The following is a 16,897-nucleotide window of genomic DNA, read 5'->3' as shown; positions in this document are numbered from 1 at the left end:
CCGTCACGCGACACGAAAGGAAACCCGTACCGTGGAGATCAAGGTCCCGCGCCATCTGGAGGACCTGCCTGCGGGTACGTCGTTCAGCACGGCCGGACGGACCGTCACCGAGGCTGACATCGTCACCTTCGCGGGCCTGTCCGGCGACTACGCGCCGATGCATGTCGACGACGCCTGGAGCAGGGCGAACCATCCCTTCGGCTCCCGTTTCGCCCACGGGATGCTGGTCGCGTCGATGTCGTACGCGCTGCACACCCCCATGCTCGCCAGCCTCCAGGTGGTCGCCTGGCTGCAGACCACCCGGCGTTTCGTGGCCCCGGTCAGGCCCGGCGACACGGTCACCGCGACCTGGACGATCGCCGAGGCCCGCGAGCGTGCCTCCGACCGCGGCACGGGCGTCGTCACCGCCGACATAGAGGTCCGCAACCAGGAAGGCGTCGTGGTCCAGCAGGGCAGCGACGTCTGGCTGGTGGAGCGGCGTCCGCAGGAGGGACGATGAGCGCCGGCCCCGCGGGCGAGGCCCGCGCGACGCCCGGCTCCCGGCGGCGCGTGGCCCTGGTGACGGGGGCGGGATCCGGTATCGGTCTCGCCGTGGCCGACCGGCTCGTCTCGGACGGCTGGATGGTTCTCCTCGCCGACCGCGACCTCGCGGCGGCGCAGGCGGCGAACGCGGCCGTCGGGGGTCCCGCGACCGGCTCCCGTGCGGTGGGGCTCGATGTGTCGAGGCGTGCGGACTGGTCCCGGGTGGTCCAGGAGGTCCGCGACCGGGAGGCCGGGCTCGACCTGCTCGTCAACAACGCGGGCATCACACGCGACCGGACGGTGGAGAAACTCACGGACGCCGACTGGGGGCAGGTCCTGGACGTGCATCTGACGGGTACCTGGCTGGGCTGCCAGGCGTTCCTGCCGCTGCTGCGCGAGTCGGGCGGAGCGATCGTGAACCTGTCCTCGGAGGGCCGCCACGGCTCCTTCGGCCAGGCCAACTACAGCGCGGCGAAGGCGGGTGTGGTCGGGCTGACCCGCACCATCGCCCTTGAGCAGGCCCGCCACGGGGTGCGCGCGAACGCGGTCGCGCCGGGGCCGGTGGACACGCCGATGCTGGCCGCCGTGCCCGGTGACGTGGTGGACGGCTGGCTAGAACAGATCCCGCTGCGCCGTCTCGCCCGGCCCGCGGAGGTCGCGGCGGTGGTCGCTTTCCTCGGATCCGCGGAGTCCTCCTACATCACCGGGCAGGTCATCGCCGTCGACGGCGGCTCCTCGCACCCTTGAGCGGGGCGGAGCGGACCGATCAGGCGGGCCGTGGCCGGATGGTGACGGACAGTCCGGTGGCGGGATTCTCCAGGAAAGCCCAATGGCCGTAGCCGTAGCGGCTCTCCCAACGGAAGATCTGCTCGTCCCCGTCGTGCGGTTCGGCCAGCAGGGCCGGCTCCCCCGGCCCTGAGCCCGCCTGCAGCGCGAGCCCGGACTCCTTCGCAACGACCCGGAGTCGAGGGCCCTGGCCGAGCGTCTGAAGAAGCCATTTCTGGCTGTCGCCGTCGTGCAGTTCGCTTTGCACCACAGCCGTTCCCTCGGCTGTGAGGGCCTTGCCCGAGTGGTGGACGAGAACCCGGTGGAACCCCTCCCCGTCCGCCTCCGGCAGGAGATGTCCGATCATGAATGGGGGGTCATGCCGGGACCCCATCACCAGTGGGTCCCCTTCCCCCTCTCCCCGGTCCAGCGGCCGGGCGTCGCCCGGCTGAACGGGGCGGTGGCCCGTCGCCGCGATCTCCTCGGCCACGTCGGCCAGTGACACCTCGGGGTTCAGGGTCCGGACGATGTCCTCCGTCAGCGGCCGCAGGGCCAGAACGTGCCGGACGGCGCCGGCGATCGCGAGTGACGCCTTCTCGACCCCCAGCCCGCTCTCCAGCATCACCGTTGCGGGCGACGGGGCGATCAGGTCGGTCAGCACGTTGTGGGCTCCGTCGGATTCGCCCATACATGCTCCAAGACCCGCGTCTTCCCAATCCAACCCACCCGACAAGGCTGCATCCGTGAGGTCAGCCGTGCGCCAGGCGGTGTCTCCCGGAAGCCGCCACATCACGGCATTGATCCACGGGAGGTCCGTGTCGGAATGCACCGTGTCAGCGTTCCACAGACATGGGCGCAGGTCCTTCGGCACTTGCGCAAGGATCGCCTCCCAAGCGCGGGGCAGGTTCTCCGGCAGGAAGTCGGCGTCGACGTCCCACAGGAAGACCACGGTGCCCGCTTCATCATGGAAGTGAACCTGAACTCCTCGGCTCTGTGTCCAGCCCCGCAGCACGACACCGCCCCTGTCCGTGCACTGCGACGCCCCGATCTCATACCGCTCGTTCCACTCGTCCTGCATGATCACGGCGATCGCCGCCAGTGCCCGGGCCCGTTCCAGCAGTGCGGGAACATCGGGCATCGCGTCGGCGGCCTCGTACACGGTGAGGCCCGCGAGATGCTCGTTCTCAGTCATGCCCTCCATGAGACACACGGATCCCGGCACTGCGAACCGACCGATCGCGGTACTTGAGCACTTGGCCGTGCCGGTACTCGCCCCGGCGGCGTGGCATTCGAGAGTCCGTCAGACGGTCGTCCCCCGCCCCACCAGCAGCGGGCGGGCGGGTCGCCAGGTGTCGCCGCGTCGGCGGGACGCCATGCCGGAGAGGGCTTCCAGCACGACGCGCCGGCCGAGGAACGCGGTGACGTCCGGGTAGTCGTGCGGCCCGGAGACCTCGACGACGTCCAGCCCCACGAGCGGCAGCTCGCCCGCCAGCCGGCGTACCGCGTGCAGGAATTGACGGGTGGTCAGGCCCCCGCGGGAATCCGTGCCTCGGGCCGCGCACGGCCCGCTCGCATGAAGGTCGACCGCGAGGAAGACACCGTCGCAGTCACGGGCGGCGGTGGCCGTCGCCTCGTCCACGCACGCGTCGAGGCCGCGGCCGGCGATCTCGGTCGGCGCGTAGCGGCGCACCCCCTGGGCGGGCGGCTGTGTCCCTGGTCCCGGCCGGCTGCCGCACGGCCCGATCGCCACGAGTCGGTCCGCGCGTACGGCGCCCGACTCCAGCAGGCGGTCCGTCGGCCGGCCGGGGCCGTGCGGGTGCCCCGGGTGGATGTCCGCGTTCTCCGCGTGCGCCTCGATGTGAATGACCGCGATCCGGCCCGTCGCGTGGCGCAGCGCCACACCGGTGATGTCCGACAGGGCGATCGTGCCGTGCGCGCCCAGGACGAACGGCACGGCGCCCGCCGTCGCGACCCTCGTCACCGCGTCCGCCACGGCCGCCGCACTCCCCACGTCCCCGGCGTCGAGCACCCGCAGCTGCCGCAGCGCGTCGATCCGCAGCGGCAACGCCGGTCGGGCCCCGGCGGGCGCGTCGGACGGCGCGTTGACGATCACCACGTCGGCGCCCTCGTACGTGGCGGCATCGTCCAGCGTGCAGGGGTCCACCCCGAGGAATGTGTCTGGGCCGAACATCGTCGCGTTGCGGCTCATTGAGGCTCTCCTAGCTCCCCGAAGGCATCTCCTGATGTTAAAGTCAGGAGACGGTCCTGACATTAAGGTCAGGGCGTGTGGAGAGGCAAGGGGCTGTGACAGGATCCGATCCCGTGGACGACGAGACGGTGGGCGCCGGCGCCGCGGCCGGCGAAGAGACCGGGACCAGGACGCGCGGGGCCAGGGACGGCATCCTCCAGGCCGCCGTCGAGCTGATCGCCCGGGACGGTTTCGACGGTGTACGGCTGGCCGACATCGCCCGCCGTGCCGGTGTCTCCAACGCGCTGGTGCACTACCACTTCGACTCCCGAGAGCGGCTGCTCACCGACGCGCTGGCGTACTCGCTCACCAGGGAGGAAGCCCGCCTCCAGCGCCGCAGCCGCCAGTCGCATCGTGACCGCCCCGCCGAGCGCCTGGCCGATCTCATCGACTTCGGGCTCCCCCTCACCCACGACGACGTCCTCGAATGCCGTCTGTGGGCGGAACTGAAGATCCGCTCCGCCGGATCCGCGGAGATGAGCGGCAGGCTCGCCGAGTTCCGCAAGCGGCTGCTCGAACCGCTCGCCGCCGTCATCGATGCCGGGCTGCGGGGCGGGGACTTCAGCGACTGCGACCCGGCCGAGGTCGCGACCATCGCCATGGCCCTCCTGGAGGGCCTGACGCACCGGCTGATCACGGAGACGGGCGGGCTCACCCTCGCCGACGCCAGGCGTCTGGCCGCCCGCCAGCTCACCCTCGCCGTGGGCTACTCCGGTGACCTGCCCTTCCGGCCGCTGCCCGACCCCGGCCCCCGGCGCATCGACCTCCAGGCCCCCCACCCCCGGCGACGGCGCGCCCCCCGCCCCTCGACCCGCCCCTGACGGCCACGACGAAGGGCGTGCGCAGGAGCGGGCCACTCGGCGAACGTCCGCGCCCCGGGTCTCAGCCGCGGTCCGCGCGTTCCAGCAGCAGATAACCGCCCGCCTCACCGGAGAAGTCGTAGGTCGCGCCCGGATGGAGCCGGCGTGCGTAGGCGAGCGGGTCCTTCACCCTGTCGGAGCTGTTGTCGAAGGCGATCCAGTCCGGGGTGACGCCCCGGGTGTCGCCCAGCCACAGGACACGGCACCGGCCGGCCAGGCGGCTGATGGGACCCACGTCGGACTCGACACTCGCGCCGTCGGGGATGCGGGACAGGAGGTCCTCGACGGCGACGGCACGCGCGGGTTTGCGGTAGGCCGCGGACTCGGTGAGGGCCGACAGGGGCTGCGCGGTGGTCAGGGCGAGCGCCACCGCCGCGGCACACGCCGGGAGCCGGTCGGCGTACGCGCGCAGCCAGGGGCGCGGGCTGCGCCGGCTGAGCGCGACGGCGTCCACCAGGGCGAGGAGGAGAACCGGCATCAGCACCGCGTTGTAGTGCCAGTCGGTGGACCAGTAGTGCTCCTCCCCGGACAGCAGACGCCAGCCGAGTGTGGGAACACCGGCCAGCACGAGCGGGGAACGCAGGGCCAGCAGACCGGTGGTGGGCAGCAACAGCCAGGCCAGGGTGCGCAGTTTGACGTCGGCGCCGGCGAACGGGGACGGTCCGCCGTCGACTTTGGACCAGTAGTCGTAACCGCCCGAGGCGTTGAAGGCGGGAATGACGACGGTGAGGGTGAGGACCGTGGCGAGCACCCCGAGCGCGGCGACGCCGAGTGCGTACACGGCGGCTCCGGACGGCTCCCGGCGGGCCCGCCACGCCACCACCACGGCGATCGCGGACAGCGTGATCCCGAGATCCTCCTTGACCAGGACGAGCGGCGCCGCCCACAGCAGGGCGGCACGCCACCGCCGGCGCAGCAGCGCCGCCAGAGCGAACGCGATCAACGGTACGGCGAAGCAGATCTCGTGGAAGTCGAAGTCGACCGCCTGCTGGATTCCCCACGACAGTCCGTACGCCACACCGACCGCCAGGCCCTGGGCCCGGCCCAGCAGACGGCTCGCCGCACGGGTGACCGGGACGGCGGCGAGCGCGAAGAGCGCCGCCTGGACGACGAGCAGCGTGACGGGCGTGGGGAACAGCCGGTAGGCGGGGGCGATCAGCGCGGTGACCGGGCTGAAGTGGTCCCCGAGGACATTGGTGCCGGGACCCTTCAGATCGACGACCGGGGCCTCAAGCCGCGCGTACGCGCGAACGGCCTGCTCGAATATGCCCAGGTCCCAGGAACGGGTCTCCATACGGTGGTAGCGCAGTACGGAGTGGGTCGCGTACGCGGCGAACAGCGTGAGCGCGAGGAGATGAGGCGCCGCGTCCCACCGGGAGCGCTTGCGGGTGCGGGGCGCGGCGGGGTGGCGCCCCGCGGGTACCCGAACCGGTGTGCCACGGCGGCCGGGGAGCGCGTGAAGGGCTGCGCGGACAGGGGCAGGGAGCGTGCTCGGGCGGGTCACGGCATGGGGGACCCGGTGGCCGACGGGGCAGATCCGCTGCCGGCCGAGGGCGCGGTGGGTGTGATCGGGGAACCGTGCGAGGGGGAGGAGGGCGGCGCCGGGCTCGCGGCGGTCAGGACGCAGACGGCCGCGGTCGCCATGGCAGCGGTGATCACCGGATGTCGTGCCGGATCCGGCCGACGCCGGGGAGTTCGAGTTCCAACCGGTCGCCGGGCCGCAGCCGGACGCCCTTCTCCATGCCGCTGCCTCCGGGGAGGGTGCCGGTGCCGAACAGCTCACCGGGCAGGAGGTCCTCGCTCCTGGAGGCGTGCGCGATGGCCTCGCCGAGGCTGTATCGGGCGCCTTCGGCACTCGGTGCGGCGACGAGGGCGCCGTTGATGCGGACACTGCCCGTGAGCTTGCGCCAGACGGGAAGGACGGCTTCGGGTGTGACGGCGGTCTCGGACAGGGAGCTGACGAAGTGCTTCGACTTCTGGGGCCCGAAACCGCTCCTCATCTCCGGGATCTGGACATCGCGCGCGGAGAAGTCACACAGCAGGACGAACGCCCCGATCGCGCTCTCGGCCTGCTCGGGGTCGGCGTCGCGCAGCCGCCGGTTCAGCACGAATCCGATCTCGAGCTCGTAGTCCAGTGCCCTGGAGTAGGAGGGGAAGGAGATCGGGGTGCCGCTCGGGACGAAGGTGACGGCGTTGCTCATGTAGTAGATCGGCTCTTTGTACCAGAGCGGTTTGGGCAGGTAGGGCTTGAAGGTCCGGCGCGTGACCTTCTCCACCAGCTCCCCGAACTTGTGCGTACGCGGCTGGAATTGGCGGGTGAAGCCCTTCGCCGCGTCGATGTTGTGCTGCTCGTAGAACATGAAGTCGCGAAAGGACAAGGGCTGGAAAGGCAGAGCCAGGCCGCCTTCCGGTACCTGGGCGCGCGCTGCGTGGTCCGCCTCGTGCCCGGCGGTGAACGGGGAGCGGTACCCCAGGGGACCGGGATCCTCCGCGACGCGCCACGGGCTTGCCGCGTCCTCGCGGATCTCGGTGCGCAGGCCGCTCCCTCGGGTGTTGATGCGGCGTATCTCCACAGCTCCCACTTTCCGATGACGATGGATGTCTCTTCGACGCGGCCCGCTCCGCCGGGTCACACGTGCGTGACCATGGGTCCTCCGTTGAGGGCGATCGCATCGCCCCACGCCCGCTCGATGTCGATCTCGAGTCCCGTCCGGTCGGCGTACGCGCGGTGGAGATTGAGCACGAACCGCTCGGCGTCGGGCAGGCCCGCGAACTCGCCGAGCGGGACACGGCGGGCGACGGCGAGAGGCGGGAGGCCCTCGGCGCGCCCCTTGTCCGCGTTGGTTCGCACGAACTCGTAATAGCGGCGGTGGGTTTCGAGGACGCCGGGAAGGTCGCCCGCGTCGATGACGGGGCCGTGCCCGGGTACGACACGGGCGGGCTCGAACTGCGCGATCCAGTCGAGCGCTCGCAGCGCGCCGTCGAGCACACCCGACAGGGTCAGCGGTGTGACCTGGTGGAACAGCAGGTCGCCGGTGAACAGCACGCGCTGATCGGGCAGCCATACGACGAGGTCGCCCGCGGTGTGGGCGGGGTAGCCGGGATGGCGCGCCTCGACCCGGACGCCGCCGTGGTGGAGGGTGAGCGCGTCGCCGGTGGTCAGGACCGGCAGACGGCGCGTGACGCTTCCCCAGTCGGGCATCGGCGACCAGATGGGCGGGCAGTCGTCCAGGAGCGTGTCCTGGCTCATGCCGGTGCGCGTGTGCTCGTGCGCGATGATCATCGTTTCCTGTGGCAGCAGGCTGTTGCCGTAGGTGTGGTCCCCGTGGGCGTGCGTGTTGATCGCCGCCAGGATCGGCCCGCCACGGCTCACCGAGTCGACCGCGGCGAGCAGGGAACGGGTGCGTGCCTCCGTGGCGCACGTGTCGACGAGGATCACCCCGTCGCCGGTCTCGATCACGCCGGCGTTGTTGACCCACCAGGATCCGTCCGGCTGCACCCAGGCGTGGACGCCGTCGGCCACCGTGGTGAGAGAGGCTTCGTGGCCTTCCATCAGGTGTCCCTTCCATTGCGCGTGACGAGGAACGGCAAGAACACCACGCGCTGACCGCGGCATCATCAGTGAAAAGAGTTGCGATGGACGGCTCCGGCCTACGAATCCGGCCGCGACAGGTCCGTCAACGTGCCGGGCAGCCGCGGCAGGAGCCGGGCGGACTCCCGAACGGCCTGCGTCGCCGGTCGCCGGTCCGAGGTGCGGGTGGCGAGGGCGATCTCGCACGGCGACCCCGCCATGGGTACGAAGTGCACGTCGGGGTGCGGGTAGAAGCGGGCCGCGGCGGCGGCGTGCATCGACAGGCCGCCCGTTGCCGCGACGGCGGCCGGCAGTGCCGCGGGAGTGCGTACGCACGGGGTGTCGGAGGGGTCCGCGCCCCATGGGCCGGCCCACGCGGACTTGCCGGCCCGGGACCGGGCGACGGGCACCCACCGCTGGTCGTCGAGGTCGGCGCAGGAGAGGTATTCGGCGCCCGCGAGTTCCGATCGTGCCGGGACGACGGCCACCCGGGGGCTGATGAGCACCCGTTCGAAGGTCAGGCCCTCGACGGGGCCCGTGTAGTGCACTATCGCGGCGTCCACGTGCTCTTCAAGGACCGCGTCGTACTGGTCGACGAAGTCGAGGTCCTGGTAGACGAAGACACCCGCGGGCAGGCGGTCGCGCAGGAGGTCGACGAAGCGGGGCCAGAGTTCGGCGAGTCCGAAACCGAGAACGCCGAGGGTGAGGGTGGGTCCTTGCTCGTCCTGGGGGTGATGGAGGTCCGGCAGGGCCTCGATGGTGGCGAGAACGGACCGCGCCTGGGCGATGAACCGTTCACCGGCCGCGGTGAGGGCGACCCGTCTGCTCGTGCGCTCGAACAGCAGGGCGCCGACGTCGCGCTCAAGGCGTTGGATACGGCGGCCGAAGGGCTGGGCGCTGATGTAGTGACGTCGCGCCGCACGGCCGAAGTGGAGTTCCTCGGCGAGCGTGACCGCGTAGCGAAGGTCTCTGATGTCCACCGCTGCCTCCCTTGCTCAGGGGAGTATCGGCACGGCGGCCGACGTCCGTCATTTTTCGATCACAACTGATTTCACTCATGATTTGACGGACCGGGTGTGATGTGCTGTCGGTCTCCGGCCCTGCCGGGTACCGGCCCGCACCGCACTTCCCGAGGCTGCGGCGCTTCCTCCACTCGTTCGGGGAGCGGACATCGAGCCGGAGTGCCGAGGCTTGGTGCCCGGCACATTGCTCATGGTTGATGACCGATGAACCCCCCGCCCACGCGTCCGAAGGATCCGCCATGCCGCTGCCGCCCGCTCTTTCCGGCCCCCTCACGCTCCCCGTGGTGGGCTCGCCCCTGTTCATCGCCTCGGGTCCCGAGCTGGTCATCGCCCAGTGCCAAGCCGGTGTGATCGGCTCGTTCCCCGCCCTCAACGCCCGGCCGGCGTCACTCCTCGACGACTGGCTGGCCCGCATCACCGAGGAGACCGCCGCCCACGCGGCCGCACATCCGGACGCCGTCGTCGCGCCGTACGCGGTGAATCAGATCGTGCACCGCTCCAATGACCGGCTCGATCACGACATGGACGTCATCGTGAAGCACCGGGTTCCCATCGTGATCACGTCATTGGGGGCTCGGCCCGAGATCAACGAAGCGGTACACGGCTACGGCGGCATAGTCCTGCACGACGTCACCACCGACGAGTTCGCCCACAAGGCCATCGAGAAGGGGGCCGACGGCCTCATCGCCGTGGCCGCCGGCGCGGGCGGGCACGCGGGAACCCAGTCGCCCTTCGCTCTCGTGCAGGAGATCCGACGGTGGTTCGACGGGCCTCTTCTGATGTCCGGGGCCATCGCTCACGGCCGTTCGGTCCTGGCCGCTCTGGCGGCCGGCGCGGACCTCGCCTACGTCGGATCGGCGTTCCTCTCGACGATCGAGGCCAACAATCCGGCCGCCTACAAGAGGATGATCGTCGACAGCACCGCCAAGGACATCGTGTACAGCAACCTGTTCACCGGCGTGCACGGCAACTACCTGCGCGGCAGCATCACCGCCGCCGGGCTCGACCCCGACGACCTGCCCGAGTCCCATTCCTCCGCCATGGACTTCGGCACGGCGGGCGCAGGCAGCGCCAAGGCGTGGAAGGACATCTGGGGCTCGGGGCAGGGCATCGGCGCCATCACGCAGATCGCGACGGCCGGCGAACTCGTCGCGGAACTCGCCGCGCAGTACCGCGAAGCCGTCGCCGCCCTCGCGGAGAAGACCGCCCCGCGCCTTGCCCCTTCACCGTCGGTGTGACCGGTCTAGGAACGTGAGAGCCGGCTGCGCACCGCCTCGGCCGTCGACTGCGCGAACTCTCCGGCTCCGTCGACCAACAGGGCCGGGCGGGAGGGCCGGTCACCCTGCGCCGGACGCTCGGCGAACAGCGACACGGTGACCGACAATCGCGTGTCCGTCACCGTGTGCCAGAGGGTGCGGGCGCCGGGACCGGTGCCCGCTCCGCCCTCCAGGCTGAGCAGAGGTGACCGGCCCGGCGGGCGCGGCGCGGTGGTCGCCACGCCCCCTCCCGTGGTGGCGGACGGCAGCGGGACACGTTCGGGCCGTGCGGTGTGCAGCGTTCGGCCGGCCCGGGTGACGCCGGAGACGGTGTAGGGCTCGGCATAGGTCCTGTCCGCCCCGAGCGCCGCGTACGCGGAGGCCAGACGCATCGGTGAGGGCGCGGCCGTGTCACGCAGGGACGCCAAGGGACCGTCCGCCGTCAGGGGTTCCACCGGGCCGAGGGCCGTGCCCGCCTCCACCGCACCCGACACGGCGATGTTGAACGGCTGCTTCGCGTAGTCCTCGCCCCCGTACAGCACTCGCACCGCGCCGTCCCGCGGCACCATCGCCACCACGGCGGCGCGCAGCCGTGTTCCCGGCCGGGCCCGGGGCGCCTCGCGCACACGCTCCGTCGTCGCGTCCTGTGCCGCCAGGTCGAACGTCGTACGGACCGTGTAGCCTCCCCGCGCCAGTTCCTCCTGGCTGATGTCCAGCCGCTCGGCGACTTCCGCAGCGGCCGCGTCGATCAGATACTGGCGCTGCCCCTCCGTCTCGCCCGGCGGATAGAAACGGAACGCCGGGAACTGCGCGCCGGCACGCTGGCCGGCCGAGATCAGGCCGGAGCCGCGCATCCCGTCCAGGACCCACTCCCAGCGCTCGCGCAGCGCCGAGGTCACCTCCGCGTCGGCGCCCGCTCGCTCGTAGTACGAGGGCAGGTTGATGACCGCCGCGAGCGCCGCGCCCTGAGCCAGCGTCAGGTCGCGCGCGTCGACCCCGAAGTAGTTGCGTGCCGCGGACTGGATGCCTGCCGCACCGCGCCCGAAGTACACGGTGTTGAGGTAGCCCTCCAGGATCTCGTCCTTGCCGCGAGTGCGGTCCAGCTTGACCGCGATCAACGCCTCACGGGCCTTGCGGCCGAGCGACTGCTCGGGGCTCAGCAGCGCGTTCTTGACGTACTGCTGGGTGATCGTCGAGCCGCCCTGGCGCCCGCCACCGCTCAGCGTCGAGACCGCGGCACGCACGAGCGCGGTGGGTGAGATGCCCGAGTCGGAGCGGAAGGAGCGGTTCTCCGCGGCGATCACAGCGTCCTGCACCTGCCGCGGGACCTGCGACAGCCGCACTTCCTGGCGGTCCACCGGGCCGCGTCGTCCCAGGTAGTCCCCGTTCATGTCGAGGAACACGGTGCTCTGGACGGCCGTCTCGGGGTGAGGTTCGGGGATGTCCGTCATCAGGTAGGCGACGACGACCGCACCGCAGCCCGCGATCACGAGCCCGACGAGGGCGACGAGCGCCCTTCGCAGCCGGCGCCCCCGGCTCCGGCGGGCACGGATCAGCCAGCGCGGACGGCGGGACGGCGCGTGCCGGTGGCGGCTCATCCGTCCACTCCGGCACGGGCCAGGACGGTGCCGTCCGAGGCGTACACGATGACGCGCAAACGCTGCCACGCCCGCTGGTCCGCGGGCTGACCGACGGTGGCGTACCAGCCCATCCAGCCGGGGTCTCCCGACAGCGTGAGCAGTGTGCCGGCGGTGGCGCCGGACACGGTCTCCAGCTCGACACGAGCCGCCGGCCGGCCGGCCCGGTAGACACCGGTGAGCAGCAGAGAGCCGTCCACGGTCTCCGTGCGCAGGCCGAGGGCCGGTCCGTCGCCCGGGTCGAGGACCTGTGTCCCGTTCGGCGTGGACCATCTCGCCTCGCCCCTGGTCAGCCACATCTCGGCGCCGGGCAACGGCCTCACCCGCTCCCCGGCCGCCACCACCCGCACACTGCCGGACGGCGCGGGCTCGCCGGGCACGGACGGTCCCGTCCCGCCGGGCAGGGCCAGGTCCGCGGAGGCGACGGCCACCGAGGGCACGAGCAGCAGCACCGAGCCGATCACCAGCATCGCCGTACGACGTCTGCGGCGCCGGACCCGGCCCACGCGCAGAACCTCCGACAGCGGGACGGGGGGCCAGGGTCCGAGGTCGCCGACCGCGGCGTCGAACGCCGCTCGGACCCAGGTCTCGTGCGTGCGGCCGACATGACTCACAGGTCCTCCCGCCCCGGTGGGGAACGCGTCCTCGAGGGCGGCCAGGCCGCGCCTGAGGAGCGAGGTGAGGGCTCGGGGCGAACAGCCCAGCACCTGGGCGCTCTCCGCGTTGCCCAGTCCTTCGCCGTGACGCAGGACCAGCGCCACGCGCTGGCGCGCGGGCAGCTGCGCCAGCGCCCGCAGCAGCGGGGCGGACCGCACGGTGTGCGGCCCTCGGCGCCCGGCCAGGCGCAGGTGACGGCGCACCAGCGCGCGTCGCACATGGAAGTCCGCGTCGCCGCGCGGGATCCTCCGCCGCAGGGCGTACGTCTGCGCCAGCGTGCCGCGGGCCAGCTCCTCGGCCGCTTTCGGCTCGCCCTCCATGAGGTGGGCGGTACGCAGCAGCCATGGCCAGGTGCGCGTCGTGTAGCCGGCGAAGTCGTCGCGCGGGGTGGGCGGTTTCGGCGTGGAGGGCCGGCGGCTCACCGCGGTGAGCCGCCGCGCCGGACGGGCCTACTCAACGGTGACGTCCGCATGGGACACCTCCGCCTTGAGGTCGGCGCCCTTCGTGCTGTTCACGACCTGCACGGCCTCGATCTGGGACGGCGAGGGTGCGGGTTCGCCGCCCAGGTATCGCGCGTACTGTCGCGCGACCTCGGTGAAGTCGACGTCGATCCGGGTCGTGCGGCCGGGCTCGATGCGCTGCCCCGGGACGGTGACGCGGCAGCCGCTCGGCCGGCCCTCGCCGTCCTTGCAGCCGTTGCTCCACAGCACGCCGTCCTCGTTCGGCCGGGAGAACGCGCCCGGGTCGTAGTGGACCACCGAGATCAGGTTCAGGCCGCGTGCGGTGCGGTAGATGAAGTCCGTGGTGAGGATGGCCCGCCGCTCGGCGCAGCGGAAGTCCCCGGACTGCTCCACCGAAGCGTCGTAGGAGACCTTGGTGCGGCCGTCGGAGAAGTTGTACTCCTTGCCGTCGGCGCGCCGCTCGAGCGAGCTGCCGACGTACTCGTAGGAGAAGGCGACTTCCTTGAGTTCGCACTGGTCCTGGAGGTTTCTGGAGTTGTTCTGCAGCACCAGTTTCAAAGGGGAGCCGGACGGGCCCTGGACCTGGTGGTCGTAGCCGGGGTACTGGCGCAGCCTGTTCTCGTCCCAGCCGTAGGTGACGAAGCGCCAGGCCGGGCACTGCGTACCGCGCGGTGAGGAGTAGCCGAACCAGGTGCACGAGTCGTCGACGCGGCCAGGTTCGTCGATGGCACCGCAGTCGCGTGAGTCGTTGCCGTAGTTGGTTCCGCCCGACTCGTCGGAGGCGCTGTAGCAGCGCAGCCTGGGGCCCGGGTCGTAGACGATCGACGTGGCCGTCGCCGCGGCGGCTTCCTCCTCGCCCGACGTCGCATAGGGGATCAGCAGTGCGGCCAGTGCGGCGACCGCGGCCAGCAACCCTATGTGCTTGTTGCGGCGGTGGGCTCTCATGGGATCTCCTCGTACCTGCCTCTCCAGCGCCCCGACTGAAGAGGTGTGAGGTGCCTCAAGCTATCCGCCGCGGCGGCGGACCTGCTGCGGCGCCGATGCCCGAGCACGCTGTGCCCGGACCGGTCCGCCCGGCGTCCCTGCGCCACCGTGCCCCGCCCACGGCGTGCGCCGACCCTGCGGAACGTGCCGTGCTCCTGACCCAAACTCGGCAGCTGACCTGCGGCGACGCCATTCCGGCGGACCTGCGCCGCGAGCCGTCCGAGATCGAGCAGCGGGCCGCCGGGCGAGGATGCGCCGGGCTGCGGGACTCGGCGACGGCCGCACAGAACGCGCACCGCAGATGATCTCTTCGGCCCCCGACGGGGGTGGGGGCGACGCATCCTGCCGCCGTGTCCGGCGCCGCGTCAACCGGCGCCGGACACGGCGTGCTTGTGTGGTCAGCGCGCGTTGACGAGGCTGTACGTGCGTCCGTCGGGCAGTCCGGCGATGCGCACGTTCGTCGCGCCCAGCGCCCGTCCGTACGGGCCGCTCACCGCGCCGAACCTGGTCCACGAGCCGCTCGCCGAGCGCAGTGCGTGCCAGGTGTTGCCGTCCATGCCGACGGCGAGAAGCTGGGCCGTTCCGTCCGGCAGGCCGGCGATCGCGACACCGGTGGCGCGCATCGCGTCGTTCGGCGCCCACTCGGGGTTGGTCCAGGGCGAGTTGCGCAGCATGCCGTCCCGGGTCATGTGCCAGATCTTGCCGTCGAGACCGACCGCCGCGATCTGCAGGGAGCGGTTCGGCGTCTGGGTGATCGACAGGTCGCTGCCGGCGAAGGTGGCCGCGCCGCCCACTCCGGGCAGCGTCGTCCAGCCGGTGGTGTCCCAGGTGCCGCTCGCCCACCGCCCCGTCAGCCGCATGTTGCCGCTCTTGTCGTAGGCGAGCACCATGAGGGAGTTGTTCGCGGTGCCGGTGATGGCCACGTCCTTGGCCTTGAAGACGCCGTTGTCAGGACCGGGAGGCGCCGCCCAGCCCGTCCAGGTGCCGTCGGTGCGGCGCAGTTGGTGGAGCAGGACGCCGTCCTTGTCGACGGCGACGGCCTGTGTCTCGCCGTTGGGGGTGCTCGCCAGGGCGATCGGTCCGCCGTTGAACCGCTTGTCGCCCTCGTCGGTGTTCATGCGGCGCCATCCCTGCCACGAGCCGTCCGCGCGGCGGATGTTGTGGTACATCCGCTTGTCGTTGCCGTAGGTCAGGTACTGCAGCGAACCGTCCGGCATCGCCGTCACCGACTGCTCCGCGCCCGCGAACTCCGGTCCGCCGTTCGCTCCGGGCAGTGCCTCGGCGCTGCTCCAGCTGCCGTCGGCCCGGCGCTCGGTGCCGACGAGCGTGCCGGTCGCCGTGGTCGGGGTGTTGTTGGCGATGATCGCCGCGCTCATGTCGCCCGAGCCGATGATGGTGCCGTCGTCGCGCTTGCCGCCCATGTCGATCCAGTCGAGCTGGACGACGTTGGTGTTCTTGGCGATGTAGGACTTGCGCCACTCGCCTTCCAGCTTCTGCAGCAGGTTGATGTTGTGCTCGCGGGCCAGGTACAGCATGTACGGCAGGCCGTCGGGCTTGTAGTCCATGCCGTTGGTGACCACGTCGAACGCCGCGTCGGGGATGGCGAGCGTGGAGTCGACGTTCCCCGAGAGCACGAAGAACTTGCCGGGGTCGCCCATGTCGTTCTTCAGTACTTCGTCGTTGCGCTGCAGGGCGGTCCGGCTGATCAGGTCGATGGTCGAGTTCGACGCGGTGGGGTTCTTGAACGCCTCCTTGAAGAGGGCGCCCCAGTCCTCGTTCTCGACGTAGCTGTTGCGGCCCTCCATCCGGGAGCCGGCGGGCCACATCCAGGGGTAGTCCGTACGGTTCCTGGTGTCGAGCAGGATGACGTTGGCGCCCGCGGCCCGGAACTGGTTGTAGGTGGACGTGGGCGAGAGCTTGTCGCGGTCGGCCATCCGCGAGGTGCCGATCTTGTCCCCGAGGAGCCGTACGGCCTCCATGTGGTCCTCGACGGCGGTGTCGCGTTCCGGCGAGGGGTCGGAGTCCGGCGGGACCGAGGTGCGCAGCTCGATCGTGACGATCTCGTCGGGGTGGTCGCGGATCCACTCGGCGATGTCGTTGATCTCGCCCTTGCGGCCGGTGGCGGGGTCGTCGAAGAACAGGCCGCCCAGCGGACCGCCGTGGTAGGTGTACCACTTGCCGTTCTGCTTGCACAGCCGCAGGTCGAGGTAGCGCGAACCGCTGTTGAGCTGTTCCTTGATGGGCGTCATCTGCGTGACGGAGATGGCGGCGGCGACCTGCGGGCTGATCTTGGACATCTCGGCCTCACTGGCCGTGTCACAGATCCCCGTCTTGTCGGTGATGCTCCAGGACCCGGCGTCGTGGCTGCCCGGCATCACGATCTTGTTGAGCGGCCGGTCACCGATGACATCCCTGATCTGCCCCATCCACTGCCGCAGGTTGAGGCCGTCGGGGTCCACGGGGGCGGCGGCGGCAGTGCCGGGGATACCGGCCATGGCCAGGCCGGCGGTGAGCACGGCCAGCACTAACGTCGTGGACATGCCACGGCGGCGCGGCAAAACGTTCCGGGTCATCTCTGCATGAGTCCGTTCTTGAGGTCAGGGTGTCTGAAGTGGTTCGTGGCGTCCGCCTGCGAGCCATCGGGAGAGCGCTCACAAGGAGGCGGCGCCGACTGAACCTACGCACCTTTCACGTGTTCACGACAGTCATGACCTGATGTGAAGGATTTCGTCAGGAAGGCGTGTCGAGAGGGCGGCTCAGGGGCAAATCGCCCTTCCTGAAAATCTCTCGGCGCTGGTCACCGACCGTCCTGAAAGCACCAATGGGCACCGGCTGCCGTGCCGGCGCGCGGCAGGTGGGACTGCGCATCGAACGTGAGCGTTCCGCGCACTCCCCACGCACGCCGAAGCCCTCG

15 protein-coding genes are annotated in these 16,897 nt (G+C 71.2%); 5 read left to right on the top strand and 10 right to left on the bottom strand.

The genetic code is table 11. The features are described from left to right. Positions 1-31 precede the first annotated feature (31 nt). Positions 32-499, top strand: a complete 468-nt coding sequence (locus PGH47_RS42745) for a MaoC family dehydratase (RefSeq protein ID WP_271668398.1) — start codon at positions 32-34, stop codon at positions 497-499. Beyond that, positions 496-1,269 (top strand): 3-oxoacyl-ACP reductase FabG, encoded by a 774-nt coding sequence (gene fabG, locus PGH47_RS42740; RefSeq protein WP_271668397.1) that lies wholly within the window; start codon positions 496-498, stop codon positions 1,267-1,269. The genes PGH47_RS42745 and fabG overlap by 4 nt, the downstream gene beginning before the upstream one ends. Before the next feature lie 19 nt (positions 1,270-1,288). On the opposite strand, the gene PGH47_RS42735 is transcribed toward fabG, so the two are convergent. Together PGH47_RS42735 and PGH47_RS42730 are read right to left on the bottom strand one after the other, a co-directional pair. Further along, positions 1,289-2,446 carry an RICIN domain-containing protein gene (locus PGH47_RS42735; protein WP_271668396.1) on the bottom strand — a complete coding sequence of 386 codons (1,158 nt, stop codon included), beginning with the start codon at positions 2,444-2,446 and terminating at the stop codon, positions 1,289-1,291. Positions 2,447-2,587: 141 nt separating this feature from the next. Beyond that, positions 2,588-3,496 carry an arginase family protein gene (locus PGH47_RS42730; RefSeq protein ID WP_271668395.1) on the bottom strand — a complete coding sequence of 303 codons (909 nt, stop codon included), beginning with the start codon at positions 3,494-3,496 and terminating at the stop codon, positions 2,588-2,590. 113 nt (positions 3,497-3,609) lie between these two features. On the opposite strand from PGH47_RS42730, the gene PGH47_RS42725 reads away from it, so the two are divergent. After that, entirely contained in the window at positions 3,610-4,356 is a 747-nt protein-coding gene (locus tag PGH47_RS42725; RefSeq protein WP_271668394.1) for a TetR/AcrR family transcriptional regulator, read from the top strand. Between the two features lie 61 nt (positions 4,357-4,417). Here the strand turns inward: PGH47_RS42725 and PGH47_RS42720 are convergent, their stop codons facing one another. From PGH47_RS42720 to PGH47_RS42705, 4 genes are all read right to left on the bottom strand, one after another. Next, positions 4,418-5,689 (bottom strand): DUF2079 domain-containing protein, encoded by a 1,272-nt coding sequence (locus tag PGH47_RS42720; protein ID WP_271668393.1) that lies wholly within the window; start codon positions 5,687-5,689, stop codon positions 4,418-4,420. A gap of 361 nt (positions 5,690-6,050) precedes the next feature. Further along, positions 6,051-6,968 (bottom strand): fumarylacetoacetate hydrolase family protein, encoded by a 918-nt coding sequence (locus PGH47_RS42715; RefSeq protein ID WP_271668392.1) that lies wholly within the window; start codon positions 6,966-6,968, stop codon positions 6,051-6,053. A gap of 56 nt (positions 6,969-7,024) precedes the next feature. Next, positions 7,025-7,948: an MBL fold metallo-hydrolase gene (locus tag PGH47_RS42710; RefSeq protein WP_271668391.1), complete on the bottom strand. Its 924-nt coding sequence runs from the start codon at positions 7,946-7,948 to the stop codon at positions 7,025-7,027. Between the two features lie 98 nt (positions 7,949-8,046). After that, positions 8,047-8,946, bottom strand: a complete 900-nt coding sequence (locus PGH47_RS42705) for a LysR family transcriptional regulator (protein ID WP_271668390.1) — start codon at positions 8,944-8,946, stop codon at positions 8,047-8,049. Between the two features lie 281 nt (positions 8,947-9,227). Here PGH47_RS42705 and PGH47_RS42700 point away from each other — a divergent pair, with 281 nt between their 5' ends. Beyond that, positions 9,228-10,226 carry an NAD(P)H-dependent flavin oxidoreductase gene (locus PGH47_RS42700; RefSeq protein WP_271668389.1) on the top strand — a complete coding sequence of 333 codons (999 nt, stop codon included), beginning with the start codon at positions 9,228-9,230 and terminating at the stop codon, positions 10,224-10,226. 5 nt (positions 10,227-10,231) lie between these two features. On the opposite strand, the gene PGH47_RS42695 is transcribed toward PGH47_RS42700, so the two are convergent. Genes PGH47_RS42695 through PGH47_RS42685 form a run of 3 tightly spaced genes read right to left on the bottom strand, consistent with a single transcriptional unit; the run spans position 10,232 to position 13,944 of the window. Beyond that, positions 10,232-11,842, bottom strand: a complete 1,611-nt coding sequence (locus tag PGH47_RS42695; RefSeq protein WP_271668388.1) for a transglycosylase domain-containing protein — start codon at positions 11,840-11,842, stop codon at positions 10,232-10,234. Continuing rightward, positions 11,839-12,960: a sigma factor-like helix-turn-helix DNA-binding protein gene (locus tag PGH47_RS42690; RefSeq protein WP_271668387.1), complete on the bottom strand. Its 1,122-nt coding sequence runs from the start codon at positions 12,958-12,960 to the stop codon at positions 11,839-11,841. Before PGH47_RS42690 ends, PGH47_RS42695 begins: the two co-directional genes overlap by 4 nt. Positions 12,961-12,987: 27 nt before the next feature. Further along, positions 12,988-13,944, bottom strand: coding sequence for a hypothetical protein (locus PGH47_RS42685; RefSeq protein WP_271668386.1), 957 nt, complete (start codon positions 13,942-13,944; stop codon positions 12,988-12,990). A 188-nt stretch (positions 13,945-14,132) separates the two neighbouring features. Between PGH47_RS42685 and PGH47_RS42680 the strand changes: the two genes are divergently transcribed. After that, complete coding sequence (locus tag PGH47_RS42680; RefSeq protein WP_271668385.1) at positions 14,133-14,288, top strand: hypothetical protein; 156 nt, start codon at positions 14,133-14,135, stop codon at positions 14,286-14,288. 93 nt (positions 14,289-14,381) lie between these two features. Here the strand turns inward: PGH47_RS42680 and PGH47_RS42675 are convergent, their stop codons facing one another. After that, a complete protein-coding gene (locus PGH47_RS42675; protein WP_271668384.1) occupies positions 14,382-16,523 on the bottom strand; it encodes a hypothetical protein in 2,142 nt (713 codons plus the stop codon). Positions 16,524-16,897 lie beyond the last annotated feature (374 nt).

This window comes from Streptomyces sp. HUAS 31, assembly GCF_028198125.1.
Lineage (GTDB): Bacteria > Actinomycetota > Actinomycetes > Streptomycetales > Streptomycetaceae > Streptomyces > Streptomyces chartreusis.
The sequence above is the reverse complement of the archived record's forward strand: the minus strand, read 5'-3'. Positions and strand labels throughout refer to the sequence as shown.

Excerpts from the sequence above, each read along its gene's own strand:
- PGH47_RS42710 (WP_271668391.1), bottom strand. The coding sequence starts at position 7,948 with ATGGAAGGCCACGAAGCCTCTCTCACCACGGTGGCCGACGGCGTCCAC.
- PGH47_RS42695 (WP_271668388.1), bottom strand. The coding sequence starts at position 11,842 with ATGAGCCGCCACCGGCACGCGCCGTCCCGCCGTCCGCGCTGGCTGATC.
- PGH47_RS42730 (WP_271668395.1), bottom strand. The coding sequence starts at position 3,496 with ATGAGCCGCAACGCGACGATGTTCGGCCCAGACACATTCCTCGGGGTG.
- PGH47_RS42675 (WP_271668384.1), bottom strand. The coding sequence starts at position 16,523 with ATGTCCACGACGTTAGTGCTGGCCGTGCTCACCGCCGGCCTGGCCATG.
- PGH47_RS42700 (WP_271668389.1), top strand. The coding sequence starts at position 9,228 with ATGCCGCTGCCGCCCGCTCTTTCCGGCCCCCTCACGCTCCCCGTGGTG.
- PGH47_RS42685 (WP_271668386.1), bottom strand. The coding sequence starts at position 13,944 with ATGAGAGCCCACCGCCGCAACAAGCACATAGGGTTGCTGGCCGCGGTC.
- fabG (WP_271668397.1), top strand. The coding sequence starts at position 496 with ATGAGCGCCGGCCCCGCGGGCGAGGCCCGCGCGACGCCCGGCTCCCGG.
- PGH47_RS42720 (WP_271668393.1), bottom strand. The coding sequence starts at position 5,689 with ATGGAGACCCGTTCCTGGGACCTGGGCATATTCGAGCAGGCCGTTCGC.